The sequence below is a fragment of the Pseudoalteromonas rubra genome, assembly GCF_004212645.1.
Lineage (GTDB): Bacteria > Pseudomonadota > Gammaproteobacteria > Enterobacterales > Alteromonadaceae > Pseudoalteromonas > Pseudoalteromonas rubra_G.
On sequence record NZ_PPUZ01000036.1, the window covers coordinates 124,917 to 138,483 of the forward strand.

Consider the following 13,567-nt stretch of genomic DNA (forward strand, 5'->3'; position numbering starts at 1 on the left):
GCTTTTTGTTTTAATCGTCTCTTGTCCACGGTTACCTGATGGGTAAGCGTATCTGAGCTGGGCGAATTAACGCGCGCGGAAGACGATACGTCCTTTGCTCAGATCATAAGGTGTCATTTCAACAGTCACCTTGTCACCGGTCAAAATACGGATGTAGTTTTTGCGCATTTTGCCAGAGATATGTGCCACAACTACGTGACCATTTTCCAATTCAACACGGAACATAGTATTTGGTAAAGTGTCAAGGACCGTGCCTTGCATTTCAATAACGTCTTCTTTCGCCATGGGGAGCGTATCACCTCTTTGATAAGTTTAACGGTGCAGATTTTGCCGAAAAGCGCGCGATAAGTAAAGGCAGGAGCGCTTATTTTTGTAATCTAAATGTTGACCCAGACATCACTTTTGAACTGTTGTGCAGGCAAATATTGCTGCTTGTAGCGCATTTTGGGGCAGGCATCTATCTGATAGCCAAGATAGAGATAGGTTTTGGCATGCTGGCGTGCAAACTCCAATTGCGCCATGATCATCACAGTCCCCAGGCTTAAATCAGCGTAGTCGGGGTCAAAAAAAGTATAGATGGCGGACAAAGCGGTTGGCATGGTGTCGGTCACCGCTACAGCTATCAATTGCTCTTTGTGCCATAGTTCAATAAAGGTAATGGGCAGCCAGCGACAAAATAAGAAGCTTTCGTACTGCAACCGGTTAGGCGGGTACATAGAGCCGTCACTATGGCGCATGGTGATGTACTTTTCGTATAACTGATAATAATCTGTCTGCTCCTGAGTGTTGTACTCGAAGCGAAATTCCGAGTTTATTTTATTCCACTTGCGTTTTTGTGAACGTGAGGGCACATAGGCGTCGGCCAGCACCCGCACCGACTGACAGGCATGGCACGCAGGGCAGTGAGGGCGGTATATTTGGTCACCGCTGCGGCGAAAGCCAAACGAAAGCAAGGTCTCAAAGCGTGACGGTGTATAGCAGTTACTATCCAGAATAACCAATAGCTGTTCTTTCTTATCAGCCAGGTAGCTGCAATCAAACTGCTGGCTTAGGCCAATTTTTGAAGGGAAATGTTCAGTCATATATCGCCCTCAGTGGTTGCGGATGCCACATCGTTTCAGGCACTTGATAATGGCTTGCTGTTTTAAGTTTAGCTAAAAATTCTTTTCTTGAAATGACTTTTGCACCTAAAGACAGCAAATAAGGGTTTTCCAGCTGACAATCTATAAAATGGGCATTATGCCTTTTGAGCCAGTTAACCAATGCCCACATTGCCAGCTTAGAGGCGTCGGGTATACGATAGAACATTGATTCACCGCAAAAAACGCCATTTAACATGACACCATATAAGCCACCAATCAAGGCCTCTTCATGCCACACTTCGACACTGTGAACGAACCCTTCTTCATGTCCTTTAAGATAAGCGCTGAGCATGGCACTGTTTATCCAGGTACCTTCTTTATCCAGCCGCTGTTCTCTGCATGCCTTAATGACTTGTTCAAATGCTGTATTAACGGTAATTTTTGGCGCCAGTTTGCGCGCTGTTTTCTTTAATGAGCGGCTGGCATGAAACTCATCTAGCTCCAAAATTCCTCGCTCACTGGGCGCCCACCACATGATGGGCTCGCGTTCATTAAACCAGGGGAAAATACCTTGCTGATAGGCGCGGCGCAGTCTTGCAGTACTCAGGCATCCGCCAATAGCGAGTAAGCCATCGGGGTCTTTCAGTGCAAAATGGCAGGGGGGGAAAATAAAGTCGGTTGAAGACAGGTGAAACAATTGCTGAGTCATATTCGCGGTTCTGAATTACAAACTAAAAACCTCAGGGATGACGTTAGTTTAACCTATTTTTGATGTGACGTGGGGATTTTATGGTTGAAGGCGTGCTGGTAAGCGCACGCCTTCAAGCCTTTGTTACTTAAGGTTATCTAAGTAACGCTCAGCATCCAGGGCAGCCATACAGCCGGTGCCTGCTGAGGTAATTGCCTGACGATAAATATGGTCAGACACATCACCTGCGGCGAACACACCTTCAACGCTGGTTTGTGTGGCATTACCGTTCAGGCCTGATTGTACAACCAGGTAGCCGTCTTTCATTTCCAGCTGGCCGGCAAACATGTCGGTATTTGGTTTATGGCCAATGGCAATAAAGACACCAGCAAGGTCAAGCTGCTCGGTCGCATCTGAGTCTGTATCTTTGATGCGAATGCCAGTTACGCCCATGTCGTCACCCAGTACTTCGTCCAAAGTTTTGTTCAGGTGCAGCACCACGTTACCATTGTTTGCTTTTTCCATCAGACGGTCAGACAGGATCTTTTCGCTGCGGAAGGTATCTCGTCTGTGGATCACGTGGACTTCTTCAGCAATGTTTGACAGGTAAAGGGCTTCTTCAACCGCTGTGTTACCACCGCCAACAACCGCCACTTTTTGTCCGCGATAGAAGAATCCATCACAGGTTGCACAAGCTGAAACACCACGACCCTGGAAGTTGGTTTCAGATTCCAGGCCCAGGTACTTAGCAGAAGCGCCTGTCGCAATGATCAGCGCATCACAGGTATACGTTCCCTGATCACCCGTTAACGTGAAAGGACGCTTAGTGACATCAACTTTATTGATGTGATCAAAAATGATCTCAGTCTCGAAGCGCTCAGCGTGCTCTTTCATGCGGTCCATTAGCGCAGGACCTGTCAGGCCGTGGGCATCGCCCGGCCAGTTTTCTACTTCAGTGGTTGTGGTCAGCTGACCACCTTGCTGCATTCCCGTGATCAGTACAGGGTTCAGGTTCGCGCGCGCGGCGTAAACAGCAGCTGTGTAGCCAGCAGGGCCGGAGCCCAGGATCAATAGTTTGCAGTGCTTTGCATCACTCATTTAAATAATTCCTACAAGTAAACTTCTATCTTTTCTAGTTAGTGCTGCCGATTCTATGAAATTCAAGCCAGAAGTAAAATAAATTACAAAAATCGATTTTTTATAAATTCATAAGCTGTCAAATATACTGTACTTGCTGACAATTTGTGCCACAAATGCGTAAATGAACGGTATTTCATGACCTGAGAGTTTTTTTTTGCTATGTTCTAGGGAATTTTTCTCTGTCTATTTGACGTTAGTCTGTTTTTAAAGGTAGTTATGGCATTTTGGCAGGATAAACCTGGGTTTGCACTGGAAGCACAAAGTTGCGCAATACTGACTGATGCGAAGCAATATCGCTCGCAGCTGTTATCGCTCATTCGGGGGGCGCAACATCGCATCTACTTAACCGCATTGTATTTGCAAGACGATGAAGCTGGTCGTGAAATTCTGGCTGCGTTACATGACGTGGCATCGCAACGACCGCATCTGCAAATTCACGTACTGGTTGATTTTCATCGCGCCCAGCGAGGGTTAATAGGCGAGGCCAAGTCTGAAGGCAATGCGAAACTGTATTGCGATATGCAAGCTGAGTTTGGCTCCAACGTAAAAGTATATGGCGTGCCGGTTAAGGCAAAAGAGCTGTTCGGGGTATTGCACCTTAAAGGGTTCGTGATTGATGACACTGTATTGTACAGCGGTGCCAGTATTAATAATGTGTATTTGCAGCATGGTGATAAATACCGCCTTGACCGTTATTTTGTGATCCAGAACCCAGCACTGGCAGCCAGCTTTTGTCATTTCCTGGATACTTATTTGTTGTCCAGCGAGGCCGTACCAAGGCTGGATCAGCGTCCACTTAAGCCCTTTTCTGAGCTAAAGGTGGCGCAAAGACAGCTGATGAAGCAGCTTAAAAAAGCAAATTACGATATGAGCGATGCGAGTGCAACTGATGGCTTAAACGTGCGCGCGTTTTTGGGCTTTGGACGTCGCACCAACAAACTAAATCGTTTGATTAAGGCGCTGTTTGATACCACAGAGCGTGAGCTACTGTTATACACGCCTTACTTTAACTTTCCGGCGCCTTTGTTACGCTCATTACGTCGATTGCTAAAAGAGGGTAAAACAGTCACCATTGTCATTGGTGATAAAACGGCGAATGATTTTTACATCGCGCCAGATCAGCCGTTTAGCCGCATTGGTGCTTTACCTTATTTGTACGAAACCATTTTGTACAAGTTCCTGAAATCGCAAAAGCGCTACATCAACTCGGGTCACCTCAATGTGTATCTGTGGCGTGATGGCAATAATTCATTTCATCTCAAGGGCATTAACCGCGATAACCAGGTACATCTGATGACCGGGCATAATCTTAATCCGCGTGCCTGGGGACTGGATATCGAAAATGGTATTTTGATAGAAGATCCCGAGCAAAAACTGGAGCAGGCGATAAATGCAGAGCGTGAAGCCATTCTGGCCAACTGTACTAAGCTGACCGGTGCGCAGGATCTGGAAACCGTCGATGATTACCCGCCACCAGTTAAGAAAATCCTGGGCCAGGCAAAGCGGGTGAAAGTGGATTTTATCATCAAAAAATTCATTTAAATCATATAAATAAAAAGGGCCTTCAGGCCCTTTTTATTTTTCTATTGAAGGTCAGTTTTGGTTGCCATAGGCATGGCTGTGCACATTGGCTGCGCGCCCGGATGGATCGGCATTTTGCTCGAACGAAGCATCCCAGGCCAGCGCCTCAGGTGTAGAGCAGGCAACTGATTTACCATGAGGCACGCATTTGGCGGCCGCATCACCGGGAAAGTGAGACTCAAAGATACAGCGGTAGTAGTAGGCCTCTTTGCTGTCGGGTGTGTTGATTGGAAAGCGATACTCGGCGCTGGCGAGCTCCTGATCGCTAACCTTTTCGTCGACATACTCTTTTAGAGAGTCAATCCAGGAGTAACCCACCCCATCGGAGAATTGCTCTTTTTGACGCCACAAGACATCGTCAGGCAGATAACCATCAAATGCTTCACGGATAATATGCTTTTCAATGCGGCCCTCTTTACACATCTTGTATTCGGGGTTGGTTCGCATGGCGATATCGACAAACTCTTTATCCAGAAAGGGGACCCTGGCTTCGACACCCCAGGCTGCCATCGACTTGTTGGCACGCAGGCAGTCGAACATATGCAGCTTTGATACTTTACGATTGAGCTCTTCATGGAATTCCCGGCTGTTGGGGGCCTTGTGGAAGTACAAATAACCACCAAATAACTCATCGGCACCTTCCCCTGAAAGCACCATTTTTATTCCCATGGCTTTGATGTAGCGCGCCATCAGATACATTGGGGTAGACGCTCGGACCGTGGTGACGTCATAGGTTTCAAGGTGGTAAATGACTTCCTTAAGGGCATCGATCCCTTGTTGCACCGTAAAGTGAATAGGGTGATGCACGGTACCAATCTGATCGGCGACTTTCTGCGCCGCAGCCAGATCGGGGGAACCCTCCAGACCGATAGAAAAGGAGTGTAATTTGGGCCACCAGGCTTCTGTGGCGTCGTCATCTTCAATACGCCGCGCCGCAAATTGTTGGGTGATAGCGGAAATAACCGATGAATCCAGGCCTCCAGAAAGCAACACTCCGTATGGCACATCGCACATCAGCTGGCGCTTGACGGCGGCTTCTAAAGCCGTTTTAACCGTGTCTGCAGAGGCATCGTTGTCCTTCACCGCGTCAAATTGCTGCCAGTCACGCTGATAATAGGAGCGCAGGGTTCCTTCTTTTGAATACAGATAGTGCCCCGGTGGAAACTCCTCAATCTGATTACAGATGGGAGTGAGCGCTTTCATTTCGCTGGCGACATAGAAATTACCATGCTGATCGCGGCCGGTGTAAAGCGGAATAATGCCGATATGATCGCGGCCGATGAGATAGGCATCCTCTTGTTCATCATACAGACAAAAGGCAAAAATCCCGTTCAGGTCGTCTAAAAATTCCGGGCCTTTTTGCTTGTACAGAGCCAGTAACACTTCGCAGTCCGACTGCGTCTGGAAGGTAAAGGGAACGCTTAGCTGCTGAGCCAGTTCCTTGTGGTTATAGATTTCTCCGTTGACTGCGAGAATATGCGTCCGCTCAGGGTTGTACAAAGGTTGTGCACCACTGGATACGCCAACAATGGCGAGCCGCTCATGCACCAGAATGGCGTTATCACTGGCATAAACACCGGACCAGTCGGGTCCACGGTGGCGTAATCGCTTAGACATTTCTATTGCCTGCTCGCGCAGGATGGCTGGATCAGATTTAATCTCCAGCACACCAAAAATTGAACACATAATGACCTCATTCCTGTTAACTATTATTGTCGAGCGCGCGCAGTGGCGCTGGCTCGTGCTGTTAGTACTATCAGAAATGAACGGGCAAGTCACATAAAAAACCGTGATTTTACTGAGGAAATATTGCCCTGTTTTGGTGCATAAATGAACCAAAACAGGGCGAGCAGATCAGTGCGTGGTACCGGCAGCAATCTCAAGATCGCTATCATGGGTCAGGGCCGAGGAAATCATCACTTTGAGCGCGTCAATCACCTGCAGGGCGCTCATGCTCGGTGCACCGCTGTGGTGCATGGCTTGCTCGGGTAAGTAGGGGATATGAATAAAACCGCCCCGGCAATTGAGCTGATGCTCGCTGATATAATGAAGTAACCCGTACATCACATGGTTACAGACATAAGTGCCTGCGGTGTTCGAAATGCTGGCCGGGATCTGCGCCTGGCGAAGGTCGTTCAGCATGTGTTTTACAGGCAGTGCGGCAAAATAGGCCGCAGGTCCACCGGCGAGTACCGGCGTGTCTATCGGCTGGGCACCGGCATTATCCGGGATACGGGCGTCGTTAATATTGATGGCCACGCGTTCGATAGAAATATCTGCGCGGCCACCGGCCTGACCGACACATAAAACCAGCGCAGGCGCATATTTGTCGATGGCCCGGTTAAGTTGTGTCAGGGCGTGATCAAACTCACACGGGAGCTCTTTGGTCCTGATTGTGTGTCCGGCAATATGACATCCGTCGAGCTGATGTACTGCCTGCCAGGAGGGATTAATCGATTCGCCGCCGAAGGGTTCAAAACCCGTCAACAATACGGTTTTATGGGTGCCTTTAGTCATTGAAGATGACTCCATACATAAGCAATATATTAATGAACAACAGCGATAGCGCTGTCGGGATCTGTACTTTGATCACCTGATACTTGTCTTTCAGGTTTAACAGCGCGGCGGGCACAATATTGAAATTGGCGGCCATTGGCGTCATTAGCGTCCCGCAGTAACCTGAATACATGCCGATGGCAACCAGAGGAGCCGGGCTTGCGTCGTGACCCTGAATGAGAAAGGGCACTGCAATACCTGCTGTCATCACAGGGAAGGCGGCAAAAGCATTGCCCATCACCATAGTAAATAAGGCCATACCGACACAATAGATAACAACCAGCATAAAGCGATTGTCGGGCGAGACAAACAAGGTCACCAGATCCTGAATCGCCGTGCCGGTATTCGCTACAAGGAAAACGCCCCCCAGCATTGCGAGCATTTGCGGCAGGATAGCTGCCCAGCCAATAGAATCGACCAGTCGACGTGATTCGCCTAGCGCCTGAAGTGGGCTGCCGCCGGTGAATTTCCAGCTGACTAACAAGGCGATGGTACAGGCCAGCGTCAGTGCAGCCAGGGTTACATGGCTTTGATCGAATACATACAGGCTGCCAAGCTGGATATCCTTCAGCAAGATAGTACACACCACAGTGACGACAGGAATTAGCACAGCGGGAATAAACAGCTTGTTACCAATGCGTCGGGCACTGGCAGTTTGCACCTCATCACTGGGCACATCGTAGCTGCCCATTGAGACCTTGCCCATGCCGGCCAGTAATGCAATGGCGATGACACAGACTCCCACCCAGCGATAGGTCAGGCTCTCTCCTAAATAAGCAACAGATAAATCGCCAAGCAGGAACACACTGCCAAACAAGCCCCAGAACAACGCGGTGGTCAAGCGCTTGGGATGACCTTTGTCCTGTAAGGTTTTAATGACCAGAAATAACACCACAAAGCCTATCAACAAGTAGATATTACCAATTGAGAGCAGGGCTGGTTGCGCAGTGGCGGTCGTTGTCATTGCACTCATGCCAGCTCCTCCCGGACAGCCGGGCCGTCTGAGTCTTGTTGTTCAGTATGTTGGGCTATCTGTTCACGTATTTTAGCTTCCAGCCTGGCCAGTCGAAACAGGTGAACAATTAACGCGGCAATGGCTGTCGGGATCGCCCACAGGCCAATATGCAGTGGCTCAATCCCGGCAATGCCGTTTTCTCTTAAAAAGGCATCCATCAACAAGACTGCACCAAAGGCAATGAAGATATCTTCACCAAAGAAAACGGCAATGTTGTCACATGCCGCGGCATGTGCACTGATCATATCCCGGATTGGTTTGGGCAGGTCGCCATGCAGGTTGCTTGCCGCACCGAGTGCCATTGGGGCCAGCAAAGGGCGCACCGTTTGAGCCTGGCCTGCGAGGTTAATCAGCCCCAATGCGGCGCTGCACTCACGCACCACAAAATAAACGCTCAGGATCCTGGCTGTGGTGGCCCCTTTGATACTGGCTATCCAGCTTTTGGCATGCTGTTGTAAACCATATCGCTCTAAAATGGCGATGACGGGCAGGAGTAATAAAAAGCTGGCCAGCTGGCGCGAGTTGAGAAACTTCTCGCCAAAGGTTTCCAGCAAAGGCAGGTAGTCCAAATCGACAGCCCAGCCGGTTACGATACCGGCACAGGTCACGACCAGCAGGGGATTAAACCGCAAGGCAAACCCAAGGATCACCACCAAAATGCCACTGAGGGGTAAAAAGTTCAATTCGCTCACGAAATACTCCTGTCGTGATGTGTCAGCGCAATGCGCAATTGATTAAGATGATAATTGTGTTGTTGTGTTTCCTGGTGTGCCAGAGCCGGTGTGGTCAATGTAAAGCTGATCTGGTCGCCGGCACTCAATTGCGCAAAATGGCGCAGATCAGCTTGAATGACCTGAGCTATCATCGGGTAACCGCCCGTGGTCTGACAATCATTCAGCAAAACAATCGGCGCACCATTGGGTGGCAGCTGAATGGTGCCAGGTAAGACGGCCTGAGAGTTGATTGAGAGCTGATGGGCGAATAGGTCTGGGCCGGTTAATCGCATGCCCATTCGGTTGCTGTCCGGTAATACTTGCCAGGGCTTTGCACACAATAATTGCGCTGCTGAGCTATTCAGCCGCGTGCAATGAGGGCCGCTCAGGATACGCACCTGTTTGTGGTATCCCGGTTGCAGCGCACCTAAACTGCGTCGCTCAAGGCAGCTGACATAGTGCAGTTGATCTCCCGCAGCCAGCGGTGAGCCATTGATACCGCCAAACTCCGCCTGGAGATCGGTCGCACAGGAACCCATCACGCTTTGCAGATCAAAGCCGCCCTCAACACTGACATAAGCACGCAGTGCATCGGGGCTCGAAGCAAAGCTAAGTAGCTGCCCGGGTTTGGCATAATAGCGCCAGCCCGGTGTCAGTGGCGTATCGTCAAGGCACGCTTTGAGGTCGCCTCCGGTTAACGCGAAGTTAGTAGCGTTGGTAAATCTGAGCTGAGTCAGTCCAACGGTGATTTCAAGTACTGCAGTATTAAGGGGGTTGCCTAACAGGGTATTGGCTATCTTAACGGCGAGGGGATCTAATGCGCCACTTTGAGATACGCCCAGATGACGATGACCGTGCCGACCCAGATCCTGGATACACAGCTGTACGCCTGGCTTAATAACTTCTAACACAGGCCCTCCTTTTGCGGTACAAATTTTACATTATCACCTGGCTGAAACAGACAAGGTGGTTGGCTATGTGGGTTGAATAACTGTGTCGGGCTGTGGCCCAGCAATCGCCAGCCACCAGGGGAAGCGCTGGGATAAATCGCACTTAAATCTTCAGCGATAGCAACCGAGCCCGCCGGCACATGGGCTCTCGGCGAGTCAAGCCGCGCAACCCGAAGCGGCTCGGGCAGGCAGCCCAGATAGGCAAAGCCTGGCAAAAAGCCCAGAAACTTGACCTGATAGAGCGGTGCGCTGTGCAGTTCTATAATGTCGCTTTGTGACAGGCCCAGTTGCGCAGCCAAAGGAGCCAGATCCGGGCCTGCTGCTTGCCCATAAACGACAGGTACTTGGTGCGTGGTGGGATGGAAGTCCTCTGCACTGAGCTCTTCCCAGAGTAACAGAAGCTGGTCCTGCCAGTTCGGGCATTGTGTCGGGTCTTGTAAAACCAGAGTCAGGGAGGTTTTCCCGACCACAATATCCGTAAATTGAGCCTGTTTTTGCAGGTGGCGGTGCAAAGCAAACAGGCGATTCTGTTGCGTGTTATCGAGTCGGGCGCAGTTTAAGTCGAGCACTACCGCCTGCTCGCCAAGCAGATAAGTCTGTTCTTGAGTCATGGTAAGTTATTTTTCATTTTGTTATCGGCAGATTTAATCCCTCTGATTAGTTATGCGTTGATGGGGCAGGGTATTGCACAGAGGGACGCCCGGGCAAAGCATAGCAAGCTTATTTGCGGCTGTCTTGCCAAACCTGATAACCGCCAGGCAGACTGAGATTAAAAAAAAGCCATGCAATCATTGCATGGCTCAGTTGGGTTGGGATTGTGTTAGTTACTCAGCAGCCATTCGCTCAGCAGGCGTACACCAAATCCGGTACCGCCCGCAGAAACTTCGCCCTTACCTGAAGAGGCTAATGCGTTGCCTGCGATATCGATATGTAACCAGCGGGTTTCACCGGCAAAGTGTTGCAGGAATGAGGCCGCAGTGGTTGCGCCCGGACCTCCTGAACCGACATTGGCAATATCTGCGATGTCAGACTTCAGCTTGTCTTTGTAGCCCAGAGGCAGTCGCCAAAGTGGTTCATTAACCGCTTTACCGGCAAGGGTAAATTCCGAGATCAGGTGTTCATCATCTGAGAATACTGCGGCATAGCGATTGCCTACAGCACGGATCTTAGAGCCCGTCAGTGTTGCCAGGTCAATCATCACCTCAGGCTTATAATAGGTGCGTGCATACCACATAGCGTCGCTTAATACTAAGCGGCCTTCTGCATCGGTGTTGAGGATCTCAACGCTCAGGCCTTCTGCTGTGCGCAGCACATCACCCGGTGCAATCGAGTTTTCAGAGACCATATTGGCGGCCATACCCATTACTGCAACAACGTTAACATCGGCCTTCGCCAGCGCCATGGCTTTTACTGTGCCCAGTACTGCTGCTGCACCGGCCATATCTGATTTCATGCGGGCAATGGATTTGCCGGTTTTAATGCTGTAACCACCAGAGTCGAAGGTGATCCCTTTACCTACCAATGCGATAGGGGTATCGTTATTGCCTTTATAATGTGCAACAACCAGGCGTGAGCCTTCTTTACTGCCACGGCCAACCCCTTCCAGTGCATTCATACCCAGGGATTTAAGCTGCTCTGGCTCCAAGATCTTCACTTCAACACCATACTGCTCAAGTTGTTTGGCAGCATTGGCAAAATCAACCGGCGTCATTTCAGTCGGGACTTCTGAGGTTAAGTCACGTGCCAGAAATACACCCTGTTCAATGTGGCTTAACATAGTGTATTCGGCTTGCGTCTGACCTTGGTCGTCTACACTCAAGTTGTAGGTCATACTGTGTGTGTTCGGCTCTTTCTTATATAGCTCAAACGTATGGTCGCGCAGATTGGCACCGTGTGCATATTGCGCCGCCAGCTCATGGTTGCTGAGCTGGCCATTAATGCCTTTGAATGCAACGCTGACTGTCGCGGCTTCTTTTTGTTCCAGTTTTGCGTGCAGGTTACCGCCGAGCTTAGCCATTTTGGCGCTGTCCAGCTCGTCGCGCTCACCCAGACCAACCACAAGGATACGCTGGTGCTTAGAGTCAACGGGTGCCAGTACTTCGACCACTTTACCGTAATCACCAGAAAACTTGTCTGCTTCCAGCGCTTTGTTCAGTTGTTTTCGGGTATCTCTGTCAAGAAATTTAAATGCATTGCTTTGCTCACTATCCTGAAACACAACCAGAGCATCGGTTTTTTCGTTCAATTTACTGGTGAACTGGATGTCGGCTGCCAGCGCCGAGGCTGAACCGAAAAGAGCGACAGTGAGTGCGCAAAGACGAGTAGATAATGGCATTGATTAAACCCTCAATAACTAATTTGGGCCTTGTTTTACCTTAAACACGCAGATTAATTAATTAAATGTCGTTGAATGACACAGAATCCTAGTTAAAGCGCGGGCTGGCTGATTTTTTCGTACTCGACGAAAGTATGGCGTGGCTGCCACGGTCTTGGTAGTTAAGAGAAATCAATTTAAAGGAAGTCGGAGTGAATAAACGATTAATTGTACAGCTAACGCTCTCGAGTTTACTTGGGTTTGCCAGCATCAGTCATGCGACTGTGCTTAACAGCCAACCAGAACAAGCCAGTTCGCATATCAAAACACTGGTGCTGGGATCGGGTTGTTTTTGGGGGGCAGAAAAACGCTACGAAGCGCTGCCAGGCGTAATCGATGCTGAATCAGGTTATGCCGATGGGCGCGGATTCAAGGCCAGTTATAAGGCAATCACGGCTGCAAGCCGACGTTTTGACCCCAATAATTACGCAGAAGTCGTACGGGTAACCTACAACGCCAGCCGCTTATCGACAGAGTCGTTGTTAAAAGTCTATTTTGAAAGCCACGATCCGACGCAGAAAAACCGTCAGGGTAATGATGTGGGTACGCAATATCGCTCCACCATCCTGTATACCGATGAGTCGCAAAAAACCACGGCGGCTTCATTAAAAGAACAGTATCAGGCACTGCTGACGCAAGCTGGTTATGGCCAAATTCAAACGACACTTAAGCCACTGAGCACTTTTGTGCGGGCAGAAGAATATCACCAGAATTATCTGGTAAAAAACCCCAATGGATATTGCCCGGATCACAGTACAGGCGTTACTTTTGCGGATGTGCAAGAGCAGCTGGTTGATAATAAAGCTTTGTTAACGGGCAAGCATATTGTCGTGATTGATGCACCGTACTGCCCTTATTGTGACAAGTTTAAGCAGCAAGTGGTGTATGATTATCAGGGCAGTATTGCATTGCACTTTCGCCGGGCCAGTCAGCTACAGGGCCTGAATATCATGTCTGCTACCTGGGCGACCCCGACCATTTTATTTATGGAAAATGGTAAGGAAGTTGCGGGCTTTCAGGGGTATATGGACCGTAAAACGTTTTACCGGGTACTGGGCGCATTTAAGCTAGGGGACAGTGATGCCTATACTACAGCGTTTGAGCAAGGCACAGATCGGCCGTTTTGCAAACAATATGATTTATTTAAACAAACCGGCGACGGGGTATTTATAGATAAGCTCAGCGGACAGGCCTTGTTTGATACCAAAGACCGATTTAACTCAGGTACAGGCTGGTTGTCTTTCAAGCATCCGGTGGCTGGCAGTGTAACTTACCATGAAGACAACAGTCACGGAATGAAACGCACTGAAATTCGTTCCAGCTCATCCGGCATTCATCTGGGTCATGTGTTTGCGAGTGAAGGACCCGGTGGAAGCGATCGCTACTGCATTAATGCGACCGTATTGGAGTTCAAATCAAGACAGGCTTACCAGGCAAATCGCCAGTAATCCGGCAGATTCGTTAAAGG

The 13,567-nt window shown here is 49.5% G+C and carries 13 protein-coding genes; 2 read left to right on the forward strand and 11 right to left on the reverse strand.

The features are described 5' to 3' along the window. Positions 1 to 66: 66 nt before the first annotated feature. The 4 genes from infA to trxB form a co-directional block, all read right to left on the reverse strand. Entirely contained in the window at positions 67 to 285 is a 219-nt protein-coding gene (infA, locus tag C3B51_RS13860; RefSeq protein WP_002962494.1) for a translation initiation factor IF-1, read from the reverse strand. Positions 286 to 377: 92 nt separating this feature from the next. After that, a complete protein-coding gene (locus C3B51_RS13865; protein ID WP_130245405.1) occupies positions 378 to 1,082 on the reverse strand; it encodes an arginyltransferase in 705 nt (234 codons plus the stop codon). After that, on the reverse strand, positions 1,075 to 1,791 hold the full coding sequence (aat, locus tag C3B51_RS13870; protein WP_130245406.1) for a leucyl/phenylalanyl-tRNA--protein transferase: 717 nt from the start codon (positions 1,789 to 1,791) through the stop codon (positions 1,075 to 1,077). The genes C3B51_RS13865 and aat overlap by 8 nt, the downstream gene beginning before the upstream one ends. Positions 1,792 to 1,914: 123 nt before the next feature. Further along, positions 1,915 to 2,868: a thioredoxin-disulfide reductase gene (trxB, locus tag C3B51_RS13875; protein ID WP_046003205.1), complete on the reverse strand. Its 954-nt coding sequence runs from the start codon at positions 2,866 to 2,868 to the stop codon at positions 1,915 to 1,917. Between the two features lie 258 nt (positions 2,869 to 3,126). Between trxB and pssA the strand changes: the two genes are divergently transcribed. Further along, a complete protein-coding gene (gene pssA / locus C3B51_RS13880) occupies positions 3,127 to 4,452 on the forward strand; it encodes a CDP-diacylglycerol--serine O-phosphatidyltransferase (protein ID WP_130245407.1) in 1,326 nt (441 codons plus the stop codon). A 51-nt stretch (positions 4,453 to 4,503) separates the two neighbouring features. Here pssA and asnB read toward each other — a convergent pair whose 3' ends face one another. The 7 genes from asnB to C3B51_RS13915 all read right to left on the reverse strand — a co-directional run bounded on the left by asnB (position 4,504) and on the right by C3B51_RS13915 (position 12,060). After that, complete coding sequence (gene asnB / locus C3B51_RS13885) at positions 4,504 to 6,177, reverse strand: asparagine synthase B (RefSeq protein ID WP_130245408.1); 1,674 nt, start codon at positions 6,175 to 6,177, stop codon at positions 4,504 to 4,506. Between the two features lie 168 nt (positions 6,178 to 6,345). Next, a complete protein-coding gene (gene pcp / locus C3B51_RS13890) occupies positions 6,346 to 7,008 on the reverse strand; it encodes a pyroglutamyl-peptidase I (protein ID WP_130245409.1) in 663 nt (220 codons plus the stop codon). Continuing rightward, positions 7,001 to 8,020, reverse strand: a complete 1,020-nt coding sequence (locus tag C3B51_RS13895) for a DUF979 domain-containing protein (protein WP_130245410.1) — start codon at positions 8,018 to 8,020, stop codon at positions 7,001 to 7,003. Before C3B51_RS13895 ends, pcp begins: the two co-directional genes overlap by 8 nt. After that, complete coding sequence (locus C3B51_RS13900; protein ID WP_130245411.1) at positions 8,017 to 8,754, reverse strand: DUF969 domain-containing protein; 738 nt, start codon at positions 8,752 to 8,754, stop codon at positions 8,017 to 8,019. The genes C3B51_RS13895 and C3B51_RS13900 overlap by 4 nt, the downstream gene beginning before the upstream one ends. Next, entirely contained in the window at positions 8,751 to 9,686 is a 936-nt protein-coding gene (locus tag C3B51_RS13905; RefSeq protein WP_130245412.1) for a biotin-dependent carboxyltransferase family protein, read from the reverse strand. Before C3B51_RS13905 ends, C3B51_RS13900 begins: the two co-directional genes overlap by 4 nt. Further along, the gene (gene pxpB / locus C3B51_RS13910) at positions 9,680 to 10,336 is read right to left on the reverse strand and encodes a 5-oxoprolinase subunit PxpB (protein WP_130245413.1); all 657 of its coding nucleotides are present in this window, start codon (positions 10,334 to 10,336) and stop codon (positions 9,680 to 9,682) included. The genes C3B51_RS13905 and pxpB overlap by 7 nt, the downstream gene beginning before the upstream one ends. Positions 10,337 to 10,545: 209 nt before the next feature. After that, a complete protein-coding gene (locus C3B51_RS13915) occupies positions 10,546 to 12,060 on the reverse strand; it encodes a leucyl aminopeptidase (RefSeq protein WP_130245414.1) in 1,515 nt (504 codons plus the stop codon). 248 nt (positions 12,061 to 12,308) lie between these two features. Between C3B51_RS13915 and msrA the strand changes: the two genes are divergently transcribed. Beyond that, positions 12,309 to 13,547 carry a peptide-methionine (S)-S-oxide reductase MsrA gene (gene msrA / locus C3B51_RS13920; RefSeq protein ID WP_430929843.1) on the forward strand — a complete coding sequence of 413 codons (1,239 nt, stop codon included), beginning with the start codon at positions 12,309 to 12,311 and terminating at the stop codon, positions 13,545 to 13,547. The last annotated feature ends 20 nt before the right edge of the window (positions 13,548 to 13,567 follow it).

Coding starts and splice junctions, on each gene's coding strand:
- pcp (WP_130245409.1), bottom strand. CDS start 7,008: ATGACTAAAGGCACCCATAAAACCGTATTGTTGACGGGTTTTGAACCC.
- C3B51_RS13915 (WP_130245414.1), bottom strand. CDS start 12,060: ATGCCATTATCTACTCGTCTTTGCGCACTCACTGTCGCTCTTTTCGGT.
- pssA (WP_130245407.1), top strand. CDS start 3,127: ATGGCATTTTGGCAGGATAAACCTGGGTTTGCACTGGAAGCACAAAGT.
- C3B51_RS13895 (WP_130245410.1), bottom strand. CDS start 8,020: ATGAGTGCAATGACAACGACCGCCACTGCGCAACCAGCCCTGCTCTCA.
- C3B51_RS13865 (WP_130245405.1), bottom strand. CDS start 1,082: ATGACTGAACATTTCCCTTCAAAAATTGGCCTAAGCCAGCAGTTTGAT.
- trxB (WP_046003205.1), bottom strand. CDS start 2,868: ATGAGTGATGCAAAGCACTGCAAACTATTGATCCTGGGCTCCGGCCCT.
- infA (WP_002962494.1), bottom strand. CDS start 285: ATGGCGAAAGAAGACGTTATTGAAATGCAAGGCACGGTCCTTGACACT.
- asnB (WP_130245408.1), bottom strand. CDS start 6,177: ATGTGTTCAATTTTTGGTGTGCTGGAGATTAAATCTGATCCAGCCATC.
- pxpB (WP_130245413.1), bottom strand. CDS start 10,336: ATGACTCAAGAACAGACTTATCTGCTTGGCGAGCAGGCGGTAGTGCTC.
- aat (WP_130245406.1), bottom strand. CDS start 1,791: ATGACTCAGCAATTGTTTCACCTGTCTTCAACCGACTTTATTTTCCCC.